Raw genomic sequence first — 21,500 nt, forward strand, 5'->3', positions numbered from 1 at the left:
ACGCCGTGCCGCTGAGACACGTGCTATCAGTAACGCCGTCGCGTTCTCGCTCGTGCTTTCGGTAACGGCGTGAGAATCGTGCGATTCGTCTGTCTTACGTGACATGTAGCGCAGAGGGAGAGCATCCTCCTCTGTGCCGCGCCGGATAGGCGTGGCGGGGCAATGGCAGTTAAGTTAGCGAGGCACTGCAGGTTCGGGCTCGAAATTGGCTGACGCCGTCTGTCCAAGCGGTAGATCGAACGAGACCTTTTCAGTCGTTCGATATGTCTCTGACGATCAAAAGAACGGAGTCTAGTGTGAGCCGTAGAAAATCGTCAGCCCGATCTCCGATCCTGTATTCGGGACTCCGCGATTTGAAGATCGAGCCACTGCTCCGAAGCAGCAAGAAGGGGAGTGAGCGTGCCGACAATCAGGCGGCGTCCGTCATCGGGATCCGACTGTCTGACTATGTATCCAAGCGCCTCGAGATGCTCGATGTGGCGCAAAGCGGTGGTCGTCGAGCCTCCGCTAAGCTTACAAAGCTGGGACACAGCGATGCGGCGCCGCTCGCACGTGGCCACGTAAAGCTCCAGGATCATGTCCCAGCTCGGATCATAGAAGCGGACCCCGTTGAAGTGGGTCGCCCGCCGACGCCGGCCGACCAACACCGCCCTGGCCTCGGCAAGCCTGCGCTCGGACAGGTCGCTCGCGTCTGGCGGCATAGACAGCAAAGTGTCCTCGATCGCCTTGCGCGGCAGCCGCACAACGACGTCGATCAGGTCGTCTCCTTCAGATGCTGCACCCATAATCGTCTTGATCCGTTTCGGATGTAGGGCTCGGCGTTCGCCGGCAAGCGGAACGTGCCGAGCGCAAGCGCGCCGAGCGCGAGGTAGGCGTAGATCCCAAGCCCGGTGTGGTAGGCAAAGAGCGGCACGCGTGGCAGCAGGGCGCCGAAGATGCTCATGAAGATGTCAGCGACTGCGAAACCGGCCGCCCAGATGGGCCAGAAGCGGATTGTAGTTACACCGAGCCAATAGAAGCCGCCCGCTACAGCGAGATCTATCAGCAAGGTGATCGTTTCCGCGGGCGCGAAATACGCTGCATCCATCAGCCGAAGGGCGGTCGTAACGACCGAGGCTGTAAGATTTATAGCCGCTCCGACACGCTCAGGTCGTCCGCCCTTCAGTGCGGCATAGCCACAAGTGAGCAGCAGCGTGACGTCGAACAGCAGAGCCAAAATAATCTGCAGCGACATCACTTCTCCTGAGGGGTTCGCCCCTAAATTGGAAGGCTCTCAAGCTCGGGCAAAGTGGCCAATGCGGGCTTCGGTGCGCCTTCCCCCCAACTCGTCTCGGTCAGCCCCAGCTGTCGGCCGACCTTTTCGATCGAAAGATGCGCTCGTATCGTCATGTGATCTTGGCCTTCGATGAGGGAGGCCAGAGCTGCGACCGTAGCTTTGACGGTCCGCTGTGTCATCGCGGGAGATAGGCGGTGCGCCTCCGTCGCATCAAGCGTCGTCAGCAGAAATTGCGCCGTGTCACGCGCGGCCAAGTTGATCGATCGCTCCGCTTTGCGCAACTCATCGGCGATAATCCGGCTCGTATTCGAAATTGCTTGCATTACGCCTCCTCGGACGTCGGGCGCCCATTACAGTGTTTTAAGCCCAAGCAGGAGGAGCAGCGTTACGATCGCCATACCGGCCGCAGTCAGCCCCAACGGGGTCACGATCGAGATGATCGCGGTCCAGAAGGCAACCTGCTTCCAGGTGAGCAAATTCGCTGCCGCCCCAGCGGTCGGCAACGGGAGGGGAAGCGGGAAAGTTGGCGGCGCGGAAGGGAGGTCGTTTGCAGGGGGTAAAGGCTCTACCCCTGCGTCGTAATCCGCCAAGAGTCGCGCGGCATCAAAACGGGTCGGCACACCGAGGATATTATTGGCCTTTAACAGCTGCTTATCGACCGCCCTGTGGCTGCTGCCCGTGGCCGCGGCGATCTCCTTCGAGTTGCGGTTCTGAAGCACAAGGCGGAGATAAGACCGTTGCCGATCGGTCAGGCTGGCAATGCGATCCGGTGCGCTTACATCGGGCGTCGGGGTTGGGGGCGTCCGTTCGGCAGGACGTCTGCCCGGTTCGTTGGTAAGCATGCTCTCGAAAATACTCACGACGCGGAATGATTCGGCTCCAGATCAGGGATAACTCCTGACGGGCTCTGTCGATCAAATTGACATTGCGAATGAGTTCAGTCGGCGCGCGAACGCGGCGAACAGGTCACGTTCGACCGCCCACGACGCGTCGGCGAGTTCTTAATTTCGAAGCAGGCCACCCCCATGCGCACCTCGGCGATCGGCAGCGGCCGCCACTCAGCATGAGTGAAGCCCTAGTGAACGGACGGAAATTTGCCGAGAGTTGCGGCTGTGTCGTTCAAGCGCGAGGCCCAAAAGGAAAGGATCTGTCCCTCGGCAGGGCGATCTTCGGCTGTATGCGCGGCAAATTCGGCCAGGGTGCGGGCAAGTTCGGCGCCTGTAATAACGCGTTCGCGTTCCAATATTGTGGCCAGAAGAGCCAGCCAGTCACCATGTGCCTGCACCAGCGCTTCGACCTGAAGCATTCCCGAACCATTTCCGGAGAAACCCTTTGAAGGGCTTTGACGCCGGCGAAACCTCATAAGCAAACTTTTGATCAAGGACATGGCGCGCGTTCCATCAACCGCCCGTAGCCGGGACGGTTGAACACGCGGGAACACTGGTAACCACGCCCCACGTATTCCCCGCACCGACAAGCGGTAGCAAGGTCTTGTATTTCGCGGGCCGCCCGACGGAAATCGGGGACCCAGCATTCGACCGCACATGCGGGCCAAGGATGGTGTTCAAGCCATGCCCAAGCCCGACCGCTATGGCACAAGGCTCAGGCGAAAACACGCTGTCATTGCAAATCCAAGCAGACCCCAGCATCCTGGAAGCAGGCGTCGCGCTCGTTGCCGAATTCGATGTCAATCGGGTATTGATCTCGGGCTGCGCGCCCATAGGTGTGCCACGTGGCACACCTGACGCGAGGATCGTCACCCATATAAGACGGGATGCCAGAGCGGGCTCGGTCGACGCCCCTGCGTCGATAGAGCCGTGCCCGTAGGGGCACGCCCGCTGTTGGCGTATTAGCTTCCGCAACCATGCACAGCGACACAGAAGCGCTTGCTCCTCTAGTGACTGTAGCTTGTAGGCGACTTCTGCACCTTCCGTCGACGGAGGGTTGGAGATCGCTTTGTGTTGTTCGCACAACCGGGAACCCCGCGCGTGTCCCGGCGCTCGTTGATCGGCCGCCTGTTGGGTTTCGGTGTGTCTGCAGCTGTGGGCACCCCTGGCTTGGCGACCATCGCGCCGCATCTCGTTGGCCAGTGGAATTTTGGTCCGCTATCTCCTGACTGGCAGCCCCTGGAAGTCGCAACCGGTGACACGTTGCTGGTGAAGGCTCGGGTAGCGGGATCGCCAGTTGAGGCGGTGCTGGATAGCGGGAGCGGGGCGTCCATCATCGACGTATCGTTGGCGCGAACACTCGGGATGGCGGACGGCGAACGTCGCACGATAAGCGGTTTGGGCGGGAAAGCTGCGGTCCGCTTGATCCATGATGTCGAGGTGCAGCTCGGGCATCGAACACGTCGACTACAGTTCGCAGTGGTAGCGGATCTGGGCGCACTGTCAGCTGCGTTCGGAAGACGGATCAACATGCTGCTCGGCGCAGATATGTTCGTCGGGAATTGCATGGCTCTTGATTTTGGAAATCGGCAATTCGCGCTCATGCCGACCGGCAGTTTCCCCGGCGGTGCGGACTGGACGCCGGTCGCTTTGGGGCATGGTGCGAAGCAGGAGCTATACGTCTCTGCCGCGATCGCAGGATCGAGCGCGGTGCCGCTGATGATCGACCTTGGCAGCTCTGCAGCGCTCATGCTGTCTTCGGCCTATGTCGATGCGCATGGCCTGGCTCGCGGGCGAGCGACATCGACTGCGGCGCTCGGAGGTGTCGAAGGTGTAGCTACCGTCGATGTGTTCATAACGCCGAAGCTGGAGATTGGCGGTCTGGCTGCATGGAACATTCCGACCCTAGGAAATCGCAACTGGCTCTCGACCAGCACGGTCGGCAATATCGGATTGCCGTTAATTGGTCAGTTCGACGCCATATTCGACGTGACTGCCGGGTTTGTGTGGCTTCGCCGGCCCGCCTCGCGAAACCTCCTTTCCATGTTGAAAGATCGAAGCGGGCTTGGCCTTTCGGCGTCCGAACACGCGCTTACCGTCGTCCATATTGCGATCGGCAGTCCGGCAGCGAAGGCCGGATGGAGCGTGGGTGAGCATATCGTCACGGTGAACGGTCATCCCGTCGACACAGATTATACGCATGGGTCGCTCTGGAATTGGCGCTTCGGTCGCTCAGACAGCGTAATCAAACTTGGAATAGAAGGCGGCATCATGCGCGAGCTAAGACTCTCCGATTACTATTAGCTAAACTAGCATCGTAATAATCAGTTAGTGGACACTCGGGTCACACTCCCGCAATGGTTTGAATAATCCGGCAGTCTGCGATTTTTTTGTTGGTGCAGCTTTGGGCGAGCGTCGCCAGCTCGTTATGTAATGAAGTGAGCTGAGCTAGGCGGCGCTCCACATCTTCGAGGTGCCGCGCTGCAATGGCAGATGCCGAGCTGCAATCTTGGTTAGGTGCTTCCGCTAAGGCAATCAGCGAGCGTATTTCGTCGATCGAAAAACCCAACCGACGTCCGTTGCGAACGAAGTTGAGTCGTTGGATGTCGGATGCTCCATAAGTCCGACGTCCGGACGCGGTGCGAGGTGGCTCCGGCAAAAGTCCGATCGTCTCGTAAAAGCGGACGGTGGTCACCTTGGTAGCGGTTTCACGCGCTAGCTGGCCTATCATCATGGGCGCAATCGTCATCGTGTTACCTGCTAATGCGAACGGATCGCAGATTTCGCTTGATCCTACAGTTACTGTAGCATGTAGGGAGGGGCCATGGAACCCAATGAAGCAAGCTGCGGCTGCGCCGGCGAACCGGCTCGCGCGCAACATGATCCAGCCTACCGCCGCGCGTTACTGATCGTCGTGGTGCTCAATCTCGGCTTCGGTGTTGCCGAGCTGTTCGGTGGATTTATTGCCGACAGTCAGGCGCTGAAGGCGGACTCGCTCGACTTTCTGGGCGACGGCTCGATCAGCCTCCTTGGCTTGCTTGCACTCGCCTGGGCGCCCCGGGCGCGGTCTAATATTGCCCTCTCGCAAGGGCTGTTTCTTGGGGCTCTCGGAGTGGGCGTGATTTGCTTCGCGATCTGGCGAGCCCTCAACGCTACCGCACCTGATGCCGAGCTGATGGGCGCGATTGGCGTCGTCGCTCTGGCAATCAATGTCGCCTCGGCATTGGTGCTTGCACGCTTCCGGGAAGGAGACGCCAACGTCCGTGCGATCTGGCTGTTCAGCCGCAACGATGCACTCGCTAATGTGGCAGTGATCGCCGCTGCCGGGCTGGTCGCTTGGACGGGGAGCGCCTGGCCGGACTTGGCGGTCGCCGGTGTAATCGCACTTCTGTTCCTGCACTCGGCTTATGAGATTGTCACAGGCGCGTTGCGCGAACGAGGGCAGCGATAATGCGTATCCTCGACGTGATCAGGGCGCTGCTCTCGGTTCGGTTTTTGGCCACGATAGTTGCCTTGCTCGTCCCCACCGCGGCGATGGCCGATCCGGCTGATGTGCAAACCGCGTGGCGGCTGCTCGACTATGTGGCGGTCGATTATGGTGGTGCCGTTGAGGCCGGCAGGATCAAAAGCAAGTCCGAATATTCCGAAATGAATGAGTTTGCTGCATCGGTTTCGACACGGCTTCTGAGCTTGCCGGCAAAGCCCGAACGGCAAAGCCTCATTCAAGGAGCCGCCAACCTCCAAGCGCTTATTGGCCGCAAGGGATCGGCCGAACAGGTCGCTACCCTCGCGCATGGGCTCGCAGCCGATCTGCTGCGCGCCTATCCGGTGCCGCTTGCGCCCGACAAGGTGCCGGATCTCGCATCGGGATCTGCCCTATTCCAGCAGACCTGTGCCGCTTGTCACGGCATGACAGGGAACGGGCACGGTCCCGACGCGGCCAAGCTTTCCACGCCTCCGATTGCGTTCACCGATGTAACCCGCGCCCGGCAACGGAGTGTGTTCGCGCTTTATCAGGTGGTGACGCAGGGCATTGACGGGACGGCGATGCAGAGCTTCGCTGATCTGCCGAACGATCAGCGTTGGGCGGCTGCGTTCCGCGCTGGCAGCTTTGCCTTTACCGACGAACAGGCGCGAGAAGGCGCGCGGCTGTGGAAGTCGGACCCGGCGCTTCGCAGACGTATTCCGGATTTGAAAACGCTGGTCGCGCTCACCCCGGCTGCGCTCGCCACCTCAATCGGCGAAGCCAAGGCCGACGCCGTGCTCGCGTTCCTGCGTCGCCACCCCGATCAGGTGGTGCAACAGGCGCCCGGATCGCTCTCACTCGCCCGTGCCAAGCTCGCCGAAAGTGTCGCTGCGGCACGGCGCGGCAATGCGCACGGGGCAAAGGAGCTGGCCCTGTCGGCGTATCTCGACGGGTTCGAACCGATCGAACCGACACTCACGGCGCGCGATGCGACCCTGATGGGTCGTATCGAGGGCGCTATGGGCGAGTTCCGCGCCGCGATCGACCGCGGTGCCTCGCCCGAAGATCTCGCAGAAAAGGTATCGGTGCTCGACGGTTTGTTCGACGATGCGGAAGCCGTGCTGTCCCCTGATGCCGCCACGGGGGCGTCCACCTTCCTGGGGGCATTTACAATCTTGCTGCGCGAAGGGCTCGAAGCGCTGCTCATCGTCGTCGCCATGATCGCATTTCTGCGCAAGGCCGATCGCACCGACGCGCTGCGCTACGTTCATGGCGGATGGATTGGCGCGCTCGTCGCCGGCGGCGTCACCTGGGCGGTTGCCACCTATGCGATCGGGATCAGCGGCGCGAGCCGCGAGCTCACCGAAGGGTTCGGATCGCTGTTTGCAGCGATCGTGCTACTTTCGGTAGGCATCTGGATGCACGGCAAGGCGCAAGCCGATCAGTGGCAGCGCTACATTCGCGAGAAGATGTCGCGCGCGCTTTCGGGCGGCTCGGGCTGGTTCCTGTTCGGGCTTGCGTTTGTCGTGGTCTATCGCGAGGTCTTCGAGACGATACTGTTCTATGCGGCGCTCTCGGCGCAGGGGAACAACGCAATGCTCCTTGCCGGTGCCGGGTCAGCGGTTGCTTTGCTGGGCGTGATCGCCTGGGCCATGCTCCGCTACACCCGAAAGCTGCCGATCACGCAGTTCTTCCGCTTTAGCTCGTGGCTGATGGCGGCGTTGACGGTCGTGCTTGCGGGCAAGGGTGTTGCTGCACTCCAGGAAGCTGGGATCATCGACATAGCGCCGCTCGCAGACGTACCACGGCTGTCGATGCTTGGTCTGTTTCCGACCTGGCAATCGGTGCTCGCGCAAATTCTCATGGCGGTCGCTATCGCCATCGGGTTCGCGTGGAACCGGCGTGGCGGAAACCAGCCCCGGAAAGCTACCTCGGCCTAGAGTAGAGGCGGACCGCCTTGGACGGTCCGCCTGCAACGTCAACGTGGCTTTATGGCGGTCACGGTCGGCCCCGTCGCAGTGACCTGCACCGTAAAATCGATCCGCTGCCCAACCTTGACGCCTTTAAGGAGCGTTGGCGGGTTGGCGACAAAGGCCATCGTCATCCCGGGCCATGCCAGTGCGGCGATCGGCCCGTGCTGGAGCGTGACCTTGGCTGTCTTCGGATCGAGCGCCTTGACGATGCCGCTACCGTTGCCGGTTTTGGCGGCCTTCGCCGCCATGCCCGGCATCGGTTTCATCGGCTGTGCTATTACGGGGGTAGCCGTGAGGCTGGCAGCGATGAGTAGTGCGATCGGTTTCATATTTGCTCCTGAGTTGAAGGGGGAAGGGGGAACGTAGAAGCGGCAGGCTGGCGCGATCGTCGCAGCAGCAGATAGGCGGCGGGCAGCACCAGCATCGAAAGAAGTGGCGCCGTCAGCATCCCACCAATCATGGGAGCCGCGATCCGGCTCATCACTTCGGAGCCGGTGCCTGTGCCGATCAGGATCGGAAACAGGCCGGCCAGGATCACAGCGACGGTCATCGCCTTGGGCCGGACACGAAGGAGGGCGCCTTCGCGCACTGCCGCTACGACCGATGCGTCGTCCGGCCTAGAGCCGCGGGCATCGAGCGCGTGCTTTAGGTAGATCAGCATCACCACGCCGAACTCCGCCGAAACGCCGGCGAGCGCGATAAACCCGACACCGGTCGCGACCGACTGGTTGTAGCCGAGCAGATAGAGCAGCCATAGACCGCCGGTGAGCGCGAACGGCAGGGTGCCCATCACCAGCGCGGCTTCATCGAGCCGGCGGAAGGTCGCGTAGAGCAGCAGGAAGATGATGACCAAGGTCGCCGGCACGACGATCTTCAATCGCTCGACTGCGCGCTGCAGATACTCGAACTGTCCGGTATAGGTGACGCTGACGCCGGGGGGCAGTTTCACCTTGGCGGCGATCGCGTTCTGCAGATCACGAACGATGGTGGTGAGCGGCGCGCCGCGCCCGTCGATGTAGATCCACGTCACCGGCCGGCCGTTCTCGCTGCGTAGCATCGGGGGTCCATCGGTGATGCGAACGTCGGCGACGGTGCCGAGCGTGATCTGCTGCCCTGCCGGCGTCAGCACGGCCAGGTTGCGCAAGCCATCGATGCTGTCGCGCAGCTCGCGCGGGTAGCGCACGCTGATCGGATAACGCGCCAGTCCCTCGACGGTCTGGCCGATCGTCTCTCCGCCGATCGCGCCCGACACGATCGACTGCACGTCGGCGACGTTGAGGCCATAGCGTGCCGCAGCGGCCCGGTTGATATCGACATCGATATACCGCCCGCCGGTGAGCCGTTCGGCGAGCGCAGACCCCACCCCAGGCACGGTCTTCGCGACCTGTTCGATCTCGCGCGCGGCCGCATCGATTTCGGCGAGGTTGGACCCCGCCACCTTGATACCGATCGGACTCTTGATGCCGGTCGACAGCATCTCGATCCGGTTACGGATCGGCGGAATCCAGAAATTGGCGAGGCCCGGCACCTTCACTGCCTTGTCGAGCTGATCGATCAATTTGTCCTGCGTCATGCCCGCGCGCCACTGATCCTTGGGCTTGAAGCGGATCGTGGTCTCGAACATTTCGAGCGGCGCAGGGTCGGTCGCGGTGTCAGCGCGGCCGGCCTTGCCGAACACGCTTTCCACTTCGGGTACGGTCTTGATGAGCCGGTCGGTGAGCTGGAGCAACTGACCTGCCTTGGCGGTCGAGATGCCGGGCAGCGCGGAAGGCATGTAGAGCAGGTCGCCCTCGTTCATCTGCGGGATGAACTCGCCGCCAAGCTGACTGATCGGCCAGAGGCTGGTCGCAAACACCAGGCCGGCGATGACCAGCGCCTGCTTCGGCCGCGCCAGTACCCAATCGAGCGCGGGACGATAGATGCGGGTGAGGACGCGATTGATTGGATTGGCATTCTCGGATGGGATGCGACCGCGGATCAGCAACCCCATCAGCACCGGGATCAGCGTGATCGACAGGATTGCAGCGCCAGCCATCGCATAGGTCTTGGTAAAGGCGAGCGGCGCGAACAGGCGCCCCTCCTGACCCTGAAGCGAGAAGATCGGCACGAACGAGAACGTGATGATGAGGAGGCTGAGAAAGAGCGCCGGGCCGACTTCGACCGCAGCGGCGGTGATGACGCGCCAGCGCTCAGCACCCGCTAATGTTTCGTCCGGATGATCGTGCGCCCAATGCTCGAGATGTTTGTGCGCGTTTTCGATCATGACGACGGCCGCATCGACCATTGCGCCGATGGCGATGGCGATGCCGCCCAGGGAGAGGATATTGGCGTTCAGTCCCTGCACGCGCATCGCAATGAAGGCGATGAGGATACCGAGCGGAAGCGTAAGAATGGCGACCAGCGCCGATCGAACGTGCCAGAGGAATAGCGCGCAGACGAGCGCCACGACGATGAACTCTTCGATCAGCTTACTGCGCAAATTGTCGACCGCGCGATCGATCAGGCCCGACCTGTCATAGGTGGTGACGACCTCCACGCCGGGTGGCAGGCTCTTCTTCAATTCCTCGAGCCGGGTGCGTACCCCGTCGATCACCTCGCGCGCGTTCTTGCCCTGGCGCATCACGATGACACCGCCTGCAACCTCACCCTCGCCGTTGAGCTCGGCCAACCCGCGCCGCATTTCCGGACCGATCTGAATTGTGGCGACGTCGCCGAGTGTCACGGGGACACCGCCAACCGTCTTGAGCGGCACGCTGCGGAAATCGTCGAGCGTCTTCAGATAGCCGGTCGCGCGGACGATATATTCCGCCTCGGCCATCTCGAGAACCGATCCGCCGCTCTCCTGGTTGCCGCGCTTCAGTGCTTCGGTCACCGCCTCGTGGGTGATCCCGTAAGCGGCCAGCTTCTGCGGATCGAGGACGACCTGATACTCTTTCACCATGCCGCCGATGCTCGCGACCTCGGCGACCCCCGGCACGGTCTTCAACTCGTAGCGCAGGAACCAGTCCTGGATGCTGTGGAGTTGTGCGAGATCGTGACGCCCGGTCCGGTCGACCAGTGCATATTCATAGACCCAGCCCACCCCGGTAGCATCCGGGCCGAGCGATGCCTTTGCACCCTCGGGCAGACGGCTTTGCACCTGGCTCAGATATTCAAGGACCCGGCTGCGCGCCCAATAGAGATCGGTAGTGTCGTCGAACAGCACATAGACGAAGCTGTCGCCGACGAACGAATAGCCGCGCACGACGCGCGCGCCCGGCACGGACAGCATCGTCGTCGCGAGCGGATACGTGACCTGGTTCTCGACGATCTGCGGGGCCTGGCCCGGATAGGTGGTGCGGATGATGACCTGGACGTCGGACAGGTCGGGCAGCGCATCGACCGCGGTCGAGCGCAAAGCGCCCACCCCGACGACGATCAGCGCGAGTGCTGCGAGCAGGACGAGGAAACGCGCCTTGACGGACGCCTCGATGATCCGCGCGATCACTTCGTGTCGCCCGTGATCGGGCGCGCGGCGATGCCGGTCAGGCTCGCCTCGCTGTCGAGCAGGAACTGGCCCGATGCGACGACCTTCTCGCCTGACGCCAGTCCGGCTAGGATTTCGGTCTGGCCGCTTGCCTCGCGCCCGATACGGACCTCGGCTGGTCGGAAACGACCCTTGCCGTCGGCGAGCATGACGAGCGTGCGCTTGCCGGTGCGGATCACGGCTTCACTCGGCACCAGCAGCGCGGTGTCGGAAGTGCCACCCAGGTGAACGGTCGCGAACATGCCGGGGCGCAGGCGACCGCCCGGGTTACGCAGCTCGACCCGTACCGTGAGCGTCCGGCTGTCCGCCTGCGTCGTCGGCAAGACGGCGATGACGCGGCCGGTGAAGCGCTCGCCGGGGAACCCCGCCAGCTCGGCATTCGCGGTCTGCCCGACTTTGACTGCGGTTGCGCGCACTTCCGGCACCGCAGCGTTCAACCAGACCGTGCCGAGGCCGTTGACCTGCGCGAGCGTCTGCCCGGGCGCGAGCGTGACCCCGGCGCGCGCATCGAGTGTCTGGATAACCCCCCCGATCGGGCTGCGGATGGTGGTCATCCCGCGCCCGCCCGCCACGCCGCCCGGAATGCCGATCAGTCGCAGACGCTGGCGTGCGGCAGCGATCAACGATGGATCGCCGGTTTTGCGCACCGCTTCATATTCGCCCTGCGCGCCGCCCCATTCGGGGACCAACACGTCGGCGATCGGCGCCCCGGCACGGATTATGTCGCCCGGTGCGCGGCCATAGACGCGTTGGATGAAGCCTGCGGCACGTGCCTGCACGATTGCGATGTCGCGCTGATTGAAGTCGATTGCGCCGGTCACATCGAGCGTGCCGGCCAACGTGCCGGTGGTTGCGGTCGCGAGCCGGATGCCGAGGCTCTGCATCGCCGAAGGGTCGATCGTGACGCTTGGCTTTGCCGTTGGGCCGCTACTCGCGTCGGCATATTTGGGGACCGTCTTCATCCCCATAGACGACAGGGAATCCGGATTGTCGTAATGCTCCTGCGGCACCATCGGGTCGTAATAATAGAGCGGCTTGCGAGGAGTATCCGGTGTCCCTGCGGAAGGTGCCCCATTTCGCGAGCCGGCCAGATAATAGCCTCCAGCACCCGCGACGAGGGCGACAGCGGCAAGCGTCGCAGCGAGCTGCGACCGTTGAAGTGACGTGGTCATTGGTCGGCGCTCCCGAACAGGAGAATGAGCCGCGCGCCGTCCGCGGCGACAGTCGCCTCGCGATCGAGCGTGGTGAGGACCGCGTCGGCAAGCGCGGCGTGCGCGTCGGCGATATCGGTGAGGGTGGCGCGCCCGGCGCTGTAACTGCCGGTCTCGAGCGTCACCCGCTGCTCGGCGAGCGGCTGCAGCACGTCGCGCGCGCGCGACCATTGCGCGTGGTGCATCGCGTGATCGGCAAGACCTGCTTCGAGATCGGCGGTCAGTTCGCGCAAACTGGCATCTGCGCTGGCGCGCGCGCTGTTGGCATCGGCAGCGCGGGCCGCGATCAACGGTTCCTGGCGCCGCTTTTTGAATAACGGCAGGCCGATCGTGACGCCTGCAGACACATAATCGCCGAACCGGGGATCGCGGCGTTGGTAGGACAGATCGACGCCGAAATCGGGACGCCGTTCGGCCTCGGCCAAGCGAAGGTCGGCATCCGCGCGACCGATCGTGGCACCGGCCAACACCAGAGTCGGATGCTCGCGGAGCGATGCGCGCAGGCGCGCAGGCTCGACCGTGAAGTCCGGGATCGGACCTGCGATGTCGGGGTCGGCTTCGCCGGTCCAGCGCGTGAGGTCGGCGCGCGCGCGGCCGACCATCGACACCAGTTCGTCGCGCCGGTCCTGTAATTTCGCAACGGCTTCGCGCCCGGCGAGCACCTGTGCTGGCCGAGATGCACCCGACGCGACCGCACCGGGTGACGCTTTGACGAAGCGGTCGAGGCGTTGGAGCACCGTGTCGAGCGCCGTAAGTCTACGCTCGGCATATGCGAGACTGATCCATGCAAGCGCGGCTTGGACCTTGACGATGCGGGCTTCCACGCCGGTCTCTGCGTCGGCGACGCCTATGTCCGCTTCCGCGCGACCACGTTGCGCGCGACGCTTGGCAAGATTGGGAATGTCCTGCGAGACACCGACGCGCACCCAGGTGAAGTTATCGCGCTGTGGCGCGAACGCGAGCGGTCCCGAGATCGGAAAGCTGTCGATCCCGAGCGCGAGCTTCGGATCGGGCAACTGTCCTGCGGCGCTTCGCGACGAACGCATAGCATCGGCACCGAGCGACTTCGCCTTGATCGACGGCGCATCGGCAGCGGCTTTTTGCAGCGCCGCGTCGAAGGTCATCGGTCCAGCAATCGCCGGCATACTGACCGACGCGAGCGCGAGCCATACCAGCGCGCGCGACGCACGGCGGCGTAAGAAGGTTCGCATGTCGTCATGTCCTGATCCTTGAGTTCACATCGCGTCGTACCCGGCGCATGCGCGCCGGGTCGCGTGACGAGCACGCGCGCGGACTTGAAATCAGATCAGGATCGAAGGAGGTTCTGGCTCGGGGGCGGTCGAACGGCCGCGCAAGGCTGCGAAGATACCGATCTGCTCATCACGATCGGAGTGCGCCGCAGCCTGGAGAACCATCGATGCGTCGGACAGCATCATCGTCCCGCCCGCCGCCATCATGGCGATGCAGCCGGCCAAGCCGCACTTGCACGGCTTGTGGGCTGCATTCTTCTCCGCCGCTGACATGCAGTCCGGCATGGATGCCATGTCGCTGGGTGCCATCGCTGCCATGTCCATCGCCCCTGCCGGGGCGGCAAGCGCTTGGGCCGGCTGCTGCACAGCCAGTCCGACCATCACGCCGATCAGCATCAGGAAAAGGAACAGGCGTTTCACATGCACTTCCTGCGGGGTGCCTCTCAACCTGTCAATCGGCCAAGTCTTCTTCGTGGGATCATCGATTTGGTTACATGATGAAATCGAAAGCCCCGCCCTGTTGCCCGTGCTTGGGGAAACAGAGCGGGGCAACACCCGTTATTGCGGGCGCTTACCGTGCTTGCGGAGCCACGCCTGTAGCCCTGCAATATCCTTTTCCTGTTTGGTGATCGTCATCTGCGCCATCTGCCGCGTCTCGGCATCCTTGGCGTCGCGCACCGCGACACGCGACATGGTGATCGCGCCGCGGTGATGCTCGATCATCTTGCGGGTCCACATTTCCGATGGGTCGCCCTGCTTTGCGGCCATCATCTTCTGGTGCATGTCCATCTCGGCCTGACCGTACGGATTGCCAGCCATCATCGTGGCCATATCGCCGTGGTTCATGCCCTTCATCTGGCTATGATCCATGCCCTGCATCCCGCCCTGCTGCGCGAGCGCGGGGGTGGCGAGGATCGCGAAGGCTGCAAACATCGGTATCAAACGCATTCTCGATCTCCTCGGTGATTACTCAACCTTCTACGCGGCAAAGCATCGCATCCCTCACGCCGTCAGCGGATCGGCTGCAGGGTGTTCACCCCGGCGCTCTCGTCGGTTTCGGGCGGGGGAGGGGGAACCTGCTTGTCGCGGTAGGACGGTAGGTCCGGCGCGCCGTTCGGCATGGGGTGCGCTTCCAGCCGCGCAATCATCCGCTTCATGTCTGTGATTTCGCGAACCTGGGCATCGATAATCCCGTCGGCCAGTCGGCGAACCTCAGGGTCTTTGATATGCGCCCGCTCGCTCGTCATGATCGCGATCGAGTGGTGTGGGATCATCGCCTTCATGTAGCTCACGTCGTCCACCGTCTCCTGGCTGCGGACCAGCCATAAGGCGAGCACGAAGACCACGGCGCTGCCAGCAAGAATCGCCAAATTGACGGTCCGGTTCTTATACATCGACCACATGAAGCCGAGCATGATGACGGCCATCGTCGCTCCCATGACGACGGCCATCCATGTTCGGGTCTGGCTATATTCGACGTGACTCCACGTGTAGGTGTTCAGATACATCAGCCCGAACATCACGACGGTCGAAGTTGCGATCATCGCGGCAAAACGACCGTAACCCGTTCCGCTACTTTTCTCGTGGTTATCCATCTTCGTGTTTCCCTATTTGTGCCCCCGCGTCTTTCATCGTCAGAACCACACCCGCACACCGGCCACGAAGCTGGTGGTGGTCGGATCTTTGCCCTCGGCGCGTGTGAAATCGGCGGTACGTCCGGTCTGTGCGACATAGGAGACGCCGATATAGGGCGCGAACTGCCGCCTGATGTCGTAGCGGAGCCGGAGCCCCAGCTCGGCGTCGGTCAGCCCCGCGCCAAGCCGGTTTTCGGGCACGTCCTGCGCCGATAGATTGAACTCGACCCGCGGCTGAAGGATCAGCCGCTGTGTGATGCGCTGGTCGTAATACCCCTCGAGGCGACCGAGCAGATCCCCCTTGGTCGACAGGAACAAAGCGCCCTCGACCTCGAACATATAAGGCGAAAGACCCTCGAACCCGACGGTCGCATAGGTGCGGTCGGGTGACGGCTGGAAGTCGTGGCGGACGCCTGCCTGAAGGTTGAAGTACGGACCGACGGCTCGACTGTAGAGCGCCTGGACTTCGGCACTTTCGACACCCTCGCGTAACGCGCCCTCGCCCTCGCTCTTCAGCCACAAGCGATTGATGTCACCGCCGAACCACGCCTCGCCATCCCAACGATATCCGTCGCGGCCTTGGCGTGCCTGATATTCGGCAAGATTGAACATGGCCTGGTAGAAGGGCTGGCCGCCTTGCTCGAACATCATGTCGTGCCGCGCCTTGGCCATATCGGCCGGCGCGAACTGACGATCGGCGTAATGATCCATCGGTGGCGCGGGGGCCGGTGCGTTCCCGGCGGAAAGCGCCGTGCCGGTCTGCTCCATTTCGGGCATCGCCATCCCGACCATGCCCGGCATGGCCTGCATATCATGACCGCTGTGCTGGTCGCCGGACATATTCATCCCCGGCATTGCCTGCTGGGCGCCCTGTGGAGCCGTTTGGCCGCTCGCGGGCATCACCATTCCCGGCATGGATTGGGACGCGCCCGGCGCTGGCTTTGAGGCATCGCCGGGCATGGTCATGCCCGGCATCGCCGAATGGTCCATGCCCGCCATGCCGACCATCGGGTCAGCCGTTGCGTTCGCGGGCGCCTTGCGCTTCGCGGCAACGGGCTTTGCCTTGACGCGCTTGGCTGGCGCGGACGATTTGGCCGCAGGTTTCTTCTGAGCCGGCATCGTCATGCCGGGCATGTTCATGCCCTGCATCGACTGCGCAGCGACCGGAGCCGCGAGGGTGAGCATGGCGCCCGACGCCAACATGGGAGCGAGGCGCGTCATGCGGCGTCTCCCCGCGGACGGACACTCACGGTTCGCATCATGCCGGCGTGCATGTGGTAGAGGAGATGGCAGTGGAACGCCCAATCGCCGACCGCATCGGCGGTAAAATCCCACGTTACCTTGCCGCCTGGCTGGACGATGACGGTGTGTTTGCGCGGCGCGTGATCGCCGTGCCCCGTCACCAGCTCGAAAAAGTGGCCGTGGATATGGATTGGGTGCCCCATCATGCTGTCGTTGATGAGGTTGATCCGCACACGCTCACCTTCGAGGAAGGGAATCGGCTCCATTTTGTCAGACATCTTCACGCCGTCGAACGACCACATGAAGCGCTCCATGTTGCCGGTCAGGTGAATGTCGAGGCTGCGGCTGGGAGCCCGCACGTCCGGGTTGCGTTCCAGCGCCATCAAGTCCCGGTAGACCAGCACCTTGTGGCCGACATTCTCAAGCCCCTGACCGGGGTCGCCGGTGCGATCCATCGGCATCGGCGAGATCGTCTGGACACCCGGTCCTTTCTTGACCTGCGGGGCTTTGGAGAAGTCGCGCATCTTCATTGACCCCATGTCCATGCCGGCCATGCCCTGCTGGCCACCCATCGAACTGTGGTCCATCCCCGCCATGCCGCCCGCGCTGCCGCCCGTCGCCATCGCACCGTGGTTCATCGCCGAATGATCCATCCCTGACATCGTGCCGCCTTGCGGCATTCCGCCCATTGCCATCGCGCCTGCTGCCGTGCCGGCGCCGAGGGTGGTGAGACTGGCGGACGGGTTTTTCTCATTGGTCGGGTCGGGGCCGCGCATCCCGCCGCTCGACACATCCATGCCGCCCATCGACGACATATCCATGCCCATGTCCTTCATCGTCGCGAGCGGGCGCGGACGAAGCGCAGGCACCTCGGCCGCCATGCCGGGGCGCGGGGCGAGGGTGGCGCGCGCCAGGCCGGATCGGTCGATTGCCTCGCCGACAAGCGTGTAAGCGCGGTCGTCGACCGGAGTGACGATTGCGTCGTAGGTTTCGGCAACACCGATCTGGAACTCGTCCACCTCGACCGGCATGACGTTTTGCCCGTCAGCCTGGACGATGCTGAGCTTGAGACCGGGGATGCGGACATTGAAGGTTGTCATCGACGATGCATTGATGACGCGTAGTCGCACGCGCTGCCCGGGCGTGAACAGCGCGGTCCAGTTGTCGCGCGGGCCGTGACCGTTGACAAGATAGGTATAGGCGGGGCCGGTCGCGTCGGAAATATCGGTGGGGTCCATCCGCATCTTGCCCCAATCCACACGGTCCTTGAGCGGCTGATCCTTGCCGGAAAGCAGGCCGGCGAGGGTCTGACGCTGATAGTTGAAGTGACCGGGGTCGACTTTCATGTCGCGGAAGATGGTAGCGGGGCTGAGCTGGCTGTGGTCGGACAGCACGATGACATGTTCGCGGTCGGACTGCACCGGATCGGCGCCGACAGGATCGATCACGATCGGCCCGTAATGCCCAAGCTGTTCCTGAAGCCCGGAATGGCTGTGATACCAATACGTGCCGTTCTGCCGGATCGGAAACTCATAGAGGAAGCTCGAACGGGGCTTGATGCCGGGGAACGAGATGCCGGGTACCCCATCGAACTGCGGGGGAACGAGCAGTCCGTGCCAGTGGATCGAACTGTCCTCGTCGAGATCGTTGATGACATTGAGCCGAACGGTCTGCCCCTCGCGCAACCGGATCAGCGGGGCCGGCACGGTGCCGTTGATGCCGATCGCCTTGGACGCGCGGCCATCGATCATCATCGTCTGGCGCGCGATGCGGAGCGTAATGTCGTTGCCGGTGACGGTCGGCAGCGGCGTGATGATGCCTGCCGAATTGGTCTGCGCCCATGCCGGCATGTAGGCCGACAGCGCGAGTCCGCCGCCTGCAAGGGCGGCACCGCGTAGCATCTGGCGGCGGTCGATAATGCGGCTCATACGATCCTCAAGGCTTTCGATCGGGGATGTCCCTCTAGCCTTGATACGCGGTGCGTCGTGCTACCCCTCAACGATCGCCTAATTGCTCGAGCAGCTTGGCACGTGCGCGATAAAGCCGTGTTTCCACAGCCTTCTCGCTGATCGACAACACCGCAGCGGTTTCCGCCTGGCTCAAGCCTTCGATCGTCCGCAGCACCAGCGGCTCCTTCAAGGCAACGGGGAGGGCAGCAATGGCGCGCGTCACCCGGTCCAACTCCTGCCGATCGCTGGCGGCGTCGTCGATCGGCACCTGATCGTCCGTAACCGCCTCGGCCTCGATGCCGACCGGGATCGCGAATGAGAGGAAGCGGCGCACGGTCCGCTTGCGTCCCCAATCACGGCATTTGTTGAGCGCGATCGTGGAAAGCCACGCCCGCATCGACCGATTGCCATCGTAACGCGGCATGGCTTGGTGGGCAGCAACGAAGGTCTCCTGCAACAGGTCCAGCGCCTCGTCGGGTTCACCGACGCAGGCGCGGACCATCCGGAAAATCGGTTGCCGATGACGACGCATGATCTCGGCAAAGGCCGCTTCCCGCCCCGCGATGCTGAGCGTCGCAAGCTCGGCCTCGGTGAGCGAGGTCCAGTCGAGGCTCAACGCTGATCGTCGGTGAGCGCCTTGACCACCGCCTGGTCGAACTGCCCGGTCTGGTTAGGCCGGAGAAGCTGTCGCATGGCGAATATATGCGCGAGCGTCGCCTTCTGGAGCTCGCCCATGACGGCGTGGCTCCGATCGACTGCCGCGACAACGCGCGGCCCGTTGCCGTGTTCGACTTCGATAGCCTCCGCGAGACGGGCATTGTCGGCCCGCAACTCCAGCTCGAAGGCGCGGCGTTGGACCGCGAAGCGCTGTTCCAGCGCTTGCAGGCGTGCCTGCTGGTCTGCGTCCAGCGCCAGCTTGTGATGCAACACCTCGTGCAGCTCCGCGCCGGGCTGCACCGGCGAGGGGAGAAGTGCCCGTCCGATGAACACACCGCCGATCGCCGCTACAAAGCAGGCGATCACGCACAATATCAGCCGGACGCGACCGCTCATGGCGCGCCGGCGAGCAAGACCGACGGGGCGAGCGGCGACATTGGCCCGAGTGGCGAAAGCGCAGAAACCGCTCCGGCCTCTCTGGCCGGAAAGCCCGCGCCCAAGACGCCCATGACGAGCGCTACGGCGATCGTCACTGCGCCGATGCCCGTGCCGGCTCGTGCCGCTGGCCGCGCCGCGATGCGCGCAAGCACTCTGGCTTCCATTCCGTCGAGGCTGGCGGGCACGGGAGCGTGCGCCATCCTCGTCAATACTGCGTCGAGGTCATCCATGTCGTTCACTCCACCCCTCTAGCATAGGTTACGCATGCCGCAGCCCAATCCCTCAACACGACCTTTCGAGGGGTAGTCGATTGGGGCGCGTAACGTAGGATAGTCCCCGTTACGAAGGAGCCATCCATGCGCCGCTTCCCTGTCCTGATCGCCACTGCCGCAAGCCTTGCACTCGCCGGCACCGCCTACGCGCACCCCAAACTGCTGTTCGCGAGCCCGTCCGCGAATGCGACCGTTGCCAAGCCGACGCATATCGAGCTGCATTTCAGCGAAAAGCTGATGCCAGCCTTTTCCAAGGCAGAACTGACTATGGCGGCCATGCCCGGGATGGCAGCCATGAAGATGGCCAGCGTAGCAAAGCTGGGGCCTGATGGCCGTACGCTGATCGTCACTCCCAACGGCTCGCTCCCGCACGGCCGCTACAGCGTGGCATGGCAGGTGGTGTCGACAGACACGCACAAGGTCGCCGGAAGCTATTCCTTCGCGGTGAAGTGAGACGATGACCGATTGGTCGCTGATCGGCATCCGCTTCGCGCTCTACCTGACGCTGGCGGCGCTGTTCGGCCTCGCTGCATTCGGCATCTATGGGCTGCGAGCTGACGAGCGCGGTGATGCGCTCGCGCTGCGCGCATGGCTGGTCGGCAGCGCCGCCCTCGGCCTCTTATTCTCGGCCGCCTGGATCGTGCTGATGGCCTCCTCGATGGCGGGAACGCCAGCGTGGCCGATCGATCGCGAAGCGATCGGCGCGCTGCTCACCGGGTCTGCGATCGGGGCGGCCTGGAAGCTCCGCATGGTCGTGCTTGTTGTCGCAGGTGTGGCGGCAATGATGATTGCCCGCCACGTAATCTGGCTGTGCATCGTCGCGCTTTGCGGCGTCGTTGCGATCGGCACGCTGGCATGGACCGGGCACGGTGCGATGGATGACGCCGCGATCGGCTGGGTTCACCTCGGTGCCGATATTCTGCACCTGGTCGCTTCGGCGACTTGGGTCGGCGCCTTGTTCGGCCTGATCCTTCTTGTCTCGCGGCCCGCTGCGCGGGTCGATGCAGCACACCTCGAACTGACGCACCGCGCGCTGTACGGGTTCGGGATGGTCGGAACGGTCGTGGTCGCTACGATCGTCGTCACCGGCTTGATCAACGGCTGGATGTTGGTCGGTGTCGACCGCCTCACGGACCTCGGCAAGTCGCTCTATGGTCGGCTCCTGCTCGCCAAGCTGGTGTTGTTTGCAGTTATGCTCGGTCTTGCCGCCCTCAACCGCTTTCGGTTGACGCCGACTTTCGAGCGATCCATCGTCAGTGCCGATCATCGCAGGGCTATTAGTGCGTTGCGCGCGAGCCTCGTAACCGAGACCGGGTGCATCGTCGTCATCCTCGGACTCGTCGCCTGGCTGGGGACCCTCGCTCCCCCTGCATCGGCGATGTGAGGATCGGCCGGGCGGTCCTCGTGGCTCCCGGCCTCCTGCTCTGATGGATCAATCGGAGGACCACTCCCGTTTGTTTCCAAGGGTAACCGACCCCGGCCGCGTAGAGTCTAGGTAGGCGGGCTTGACCTTGACACGATGTCAGACCCTACATGCCCTCGGGTAGAAGGAGTCTCACGCCATGAACGACCCTCAGTCCCATACGCCTCAAGCCAGCGGGTGCGGCTGCTCCGGGCAGAGTACCACGGAGCCTGCGGCCGCGACTGTCTCTCCCGCGCCAGCGGCCTGCTGCTCGGGTGGAGCGGCTGAGGGGCCTCCCGAGACGGCGAAAAACGAAG

At 63.4% G+C, this 21,500-nt stretch carries 23 protein-coding genes; 5 read left to right on the plus strand and 18 right to left on the minus strand.

What is annotated here, in order from left to right; translation table 11 throughout:
* Positions 1–314: 314 nt before the first annotated feature.
* The 5 genes from OXQ95_RS14235 to OXQ95_RS14255 form a co-directional block, all read right to left on the minus strand.
* On the minus strand, positions 315–785 hold the full coding sequence (locus OXQ95_RS14235; protein WP_267382052.1) for a MarR family transcriptional regulator: 471 nt from the start codon (positions 783–785) through the stop codon (positions 315–317).
* Positions 755–1,234, minus strand: coding sequence for a hypothetical protein (locus OXQ95_RS14240; protein WP_267382053.1), 480 nt, complete (start codon positions 1,232–1,234; stop codon positions 755–757). Before OXQ95_RS14240 ends, OXQ95_RS14235 begins: the two co-directional genes overlap by 31 nt.
* Before the next feature lie 23 nt (positions 1,235–1,257).
* Positions 1,258–1,599, minus strand: coding sequence for a hypothetical protein (locus OXQ95_RS14245; protein ID WP_267382054.1), 342 nt, complete (start codon positions 1,597–1,599; stop codon positions 1,258–1,260).
* 27 nt (positions 1,600–1,626) lie between these two features.
* Positions 1,627–2,136, minus strand: coding sequence for an RNA polymerase subunit sigma-70 (locus OXQ95_RS14250; protein ID WP_267382055.1), 510 nt, complete (start codon positions 2,134–2,136; stop codon positions 1,627–1,629).
* 215 nt (positions 2,137–2,351) lie between these two features.
* The gene (locus tag OXQ95_RS14255) at positions 2,352–2,663 is read right to left on the minus strand and encodes a hypothetical protein (RefSeq protein ID WP_267382056.1); all 312 of its coding nucleotides are present in this window, start codon (positions 2,661–2,663) and stop codon (positions 2,352–2,354) included.
* A gap of 670 nt (positions 2,664–3,333) precedes the next feature.
* Here OXQ95_RS14255 and OXQ95_RS14260 point away from each other — a divergent pair.
* On the plus strand, positions 3,334–4,467 hold the full coding sequence (locus OXQ95_RS14260) for an aspartyl protease family protein (RefSeq protein WP_267382057.1): 1,134 nt from the start codon (positions 3,334–3,336) through the stop codon (positions 4,465–4,467).
* 40 nt (positions 4,468–4,507) lie between these two features.
* On the opposite strand, the gene OXQ95_RS14265 is transcribed toward OXQ95_RS14260, so the two are convergent.
* On the minus strand, positions 4,508–4,912 hold the full coding sequence (locus OXQ95_RS14265; protein WP_267382058.1) for a helix-turn-helix domain-containing protein: 405 nt from the start codon (positions 4,910–4,912) through the stop codon (positions 4,508–4,510).
* Between the two features lie 75 nt (positions 4,913–4,987).
* Here OXQ95_RS14265 and OXQ95_RS14270 point away from each other — a divergent pair, with 75 nt between their 5' ends.
* Entirely contained in the window at positions 4,988–5,614 is a 627-nt protein-coding gene (locus OXQ95_RS14270) for a cation transporter (protein WP_267382059.1), read from the plus strand.
* A complete protein-coding gene (locus OXQ95_RS14275) occupies positions 5,614–7,569 on the plus strand; it encodes a cytochrome c/FTR1 family iron permease (protein WP_267382060.1) in 1,956 nt (651 codons plus the stop codon). Before OXQ95_RS14270 ends, OXQ95_RS14275 begins: the two co-directional genes overlap by 1 nt.
* 38 nt (positions 7,570–7,607) lie before the next feature.
* On the opposite strand, the gene OXQ95_RS14280 is transcribed toward OXQ95_RS14275, so the two are convergent.
* The 12 genes from OXQ95_RS14280 to OXQ95_RS14335 form a co-directional block, all read right to left on the minus strand.
* Positions 7,608–7,931: a copper-binding protein gene (locus tag OXQ95_RS14280; protein ID WP_267382061.1), complete on the minus strand. Its 324-nt coding sequence runs from the start codon at positions 7,929–7,931 to the stop codon at positions 7,608–7,610.
* Positions 7,928–11,089 carry an efflux RND transporter permease subunit gene (locus tag OXQ95_RS14285; protein ID WP_267382062.1) on the minus strand — a complete coding sequence of 1,054 codons (3,162 nt, stop codon included), beginning with the start codon at positions 11,087–11,089 and terminating at the stop codon, positions 7,928–7,930. The genes OXQ95_RS14280 and OXQ95_RS14285 overlap by 4 nt, the downstream gene beginning before the upstream one ends.
* Entirely contained in the window at positions 11,086–12,141 is a 1,056-nt protein-coding gene (locus OXQ95_RS14290; protein ID WP_267382063.1) for an efflux RND transporter periplasmic adaptor subunit, read from the minus strand. Before OXQ95_RS14290 ends, OXQ95_RS14285 begins: the two co-directional genes overlap by 4 nt.
* Before the next feature lie 155 nt (positions 12,142–12,296).
* The gene (locus tag OXQ95_RS14295; protein ID WP_267382064.1) at positions 12,297–13,550 is read right to left on the minus strand and encodes a TolC family protein; all 1,254 of its coding nucleotides are present in this window, start codon (positions 13,548–13,550) and stop codon (positions 12,297–12,299) included.
* A 90-nt stretch (positions 13,551–13,640) separates the two neighbouring features.
* The gene (locus tag OXQ95_RS14300; protein ID WP_267382065.1) at positions 13,641–14,009 is read right to left on the minus strand and encodes a hypothetical protein; all 369 of its coding nucleotides are present in this window, start codon (positions 14,007–14,009) and stop codon (positions 13,641–13,643) included.
* A 138-nt stretch (positions 14,010–14,147) separates the two neighbouring features.
* Positions 14,148–14,522 (minus strand): DUF305 domain-containing protein, encoded by a 375-nt coding sequence (locus OXQ95_RS14305; RefSeq protein WP_267382090.1) that lies wholly within the window; start codon positions 14,520–14,522, stop codon positions 14,148–14,150.
* A 77-nt stretch (positions 14,523–14,599) separates the two neighbouring features.
* On the minus strand, positions 14,600–15,184 hold the full coding sequence (locus OXQ95_RS14310; RefSeq protein WP_267382066.1) for a DUF305 domain-containing protein: 585 nt from the start codon (positions 15,182–15,184) through the stop codon (positions 14,600–14,602).
* A gap of 39 nt (positions 15,185–15,223) precedes the next feature.
* On the minus strand, positions 15,224–16,426 hold the full coding sequence (locus OXQ95_RS14315; protein ID WP_267382091.1) for a copper resistance protein B: 1,203 nt from the start codon (positions 16,424–16,426) through the stop codon (positions 15,224–15,226).
* Positions 16,427–16,440: 14 nt separating this feature from the next.
* Entirely contained in the window at positions 16,441–18,393 is a 1,953-nt protein-coding gene (locus tag OXQ95_RS14320; RefSeq protein WP_267382067.1) for a copper resistance system multicopper oxidase, read from the minus strand.
* Between the two features lie 67 nt (positions 18,394–18,460).
* The gene (locus OXQ95_RS14325) at positions 18,461–19,030 is read right to left on the minus strand and encodes an RNA polymerase sigma factor (protein WP_010165211.1); all 570 of its coding nucleotides are present in this window, start codon (positions 19,028–19,030) and stop codon (positions 18,461–18,463) included.
* Positions 19,027–19,467, minus strand: coding sequence for a periplasmic heavy metal sensor (locus OXQ95_RS14330; RefSeq protein ID WP_267382068.1), 441 nt, complete (start codon positions 19,465–19,467; stop codon positions 19,027–19,029). The genes OXQ95_RS14325 and OXQ95_RS14330 overlap by 4 nt, the downstream gene beginning before the upstream one ends.
* Complete coding sequence (locus OXQ95_RS14335) at positions 19,464–19,739, minus strand: hypothetical protein (RefSeq protein WP_267382070.1); 276 nt, start codon at positions 19,737–19,739, stop codon at positions 19,464–19,466. The genes OXQ95_RS14330 and OXQ95_RS14335 overlap by 4 nt, the downstream gene beginning before the upstream one ends.
* A 126-nt stretch (positions 19,740–19,865) precedes the next feature.
* Between OXQ95_RS14335 and copC the strand changes: the two genes are divergently transcribed.
* On the plus strand, positions 19,866–20,234 hold the full coding sequence (gene copC / locus OXQ95_RS14340) for a copper homeostasis periplasmic binding protein CopC (protein ID WP_267382071.1): 369 nt from the start codon (positions 19,866–19,868) through the stop codon (positions 20,232–20,234).
* A gap of 4 nt (positions 20,235–20,238) precedes the next feature.
* A complete protein-coding gene (gene copD, locus OXQ95_RS14345; RefSeq protein WP_267382072.1) occupies positions 20,239–21,165 on the plus strand; it encodes a copper homeostasis membrane protein CopD in 927 nt (308 codons plus the stop codon).
* The last annotated feature ends 335 nt before the right edge of the window (positions 21,166–21,500 follow it).

Origin of the sequence: Sphingomonas sp. GC_Shp_6, from assembly GCF_026540835.1 — a bacterium.
Taxonomy (GTDB): Bacteria; Pseudomonadota; Alphaproteobacteria; order Sphingomonadales; family Sphingomonadaceae; genus Sphingomonas.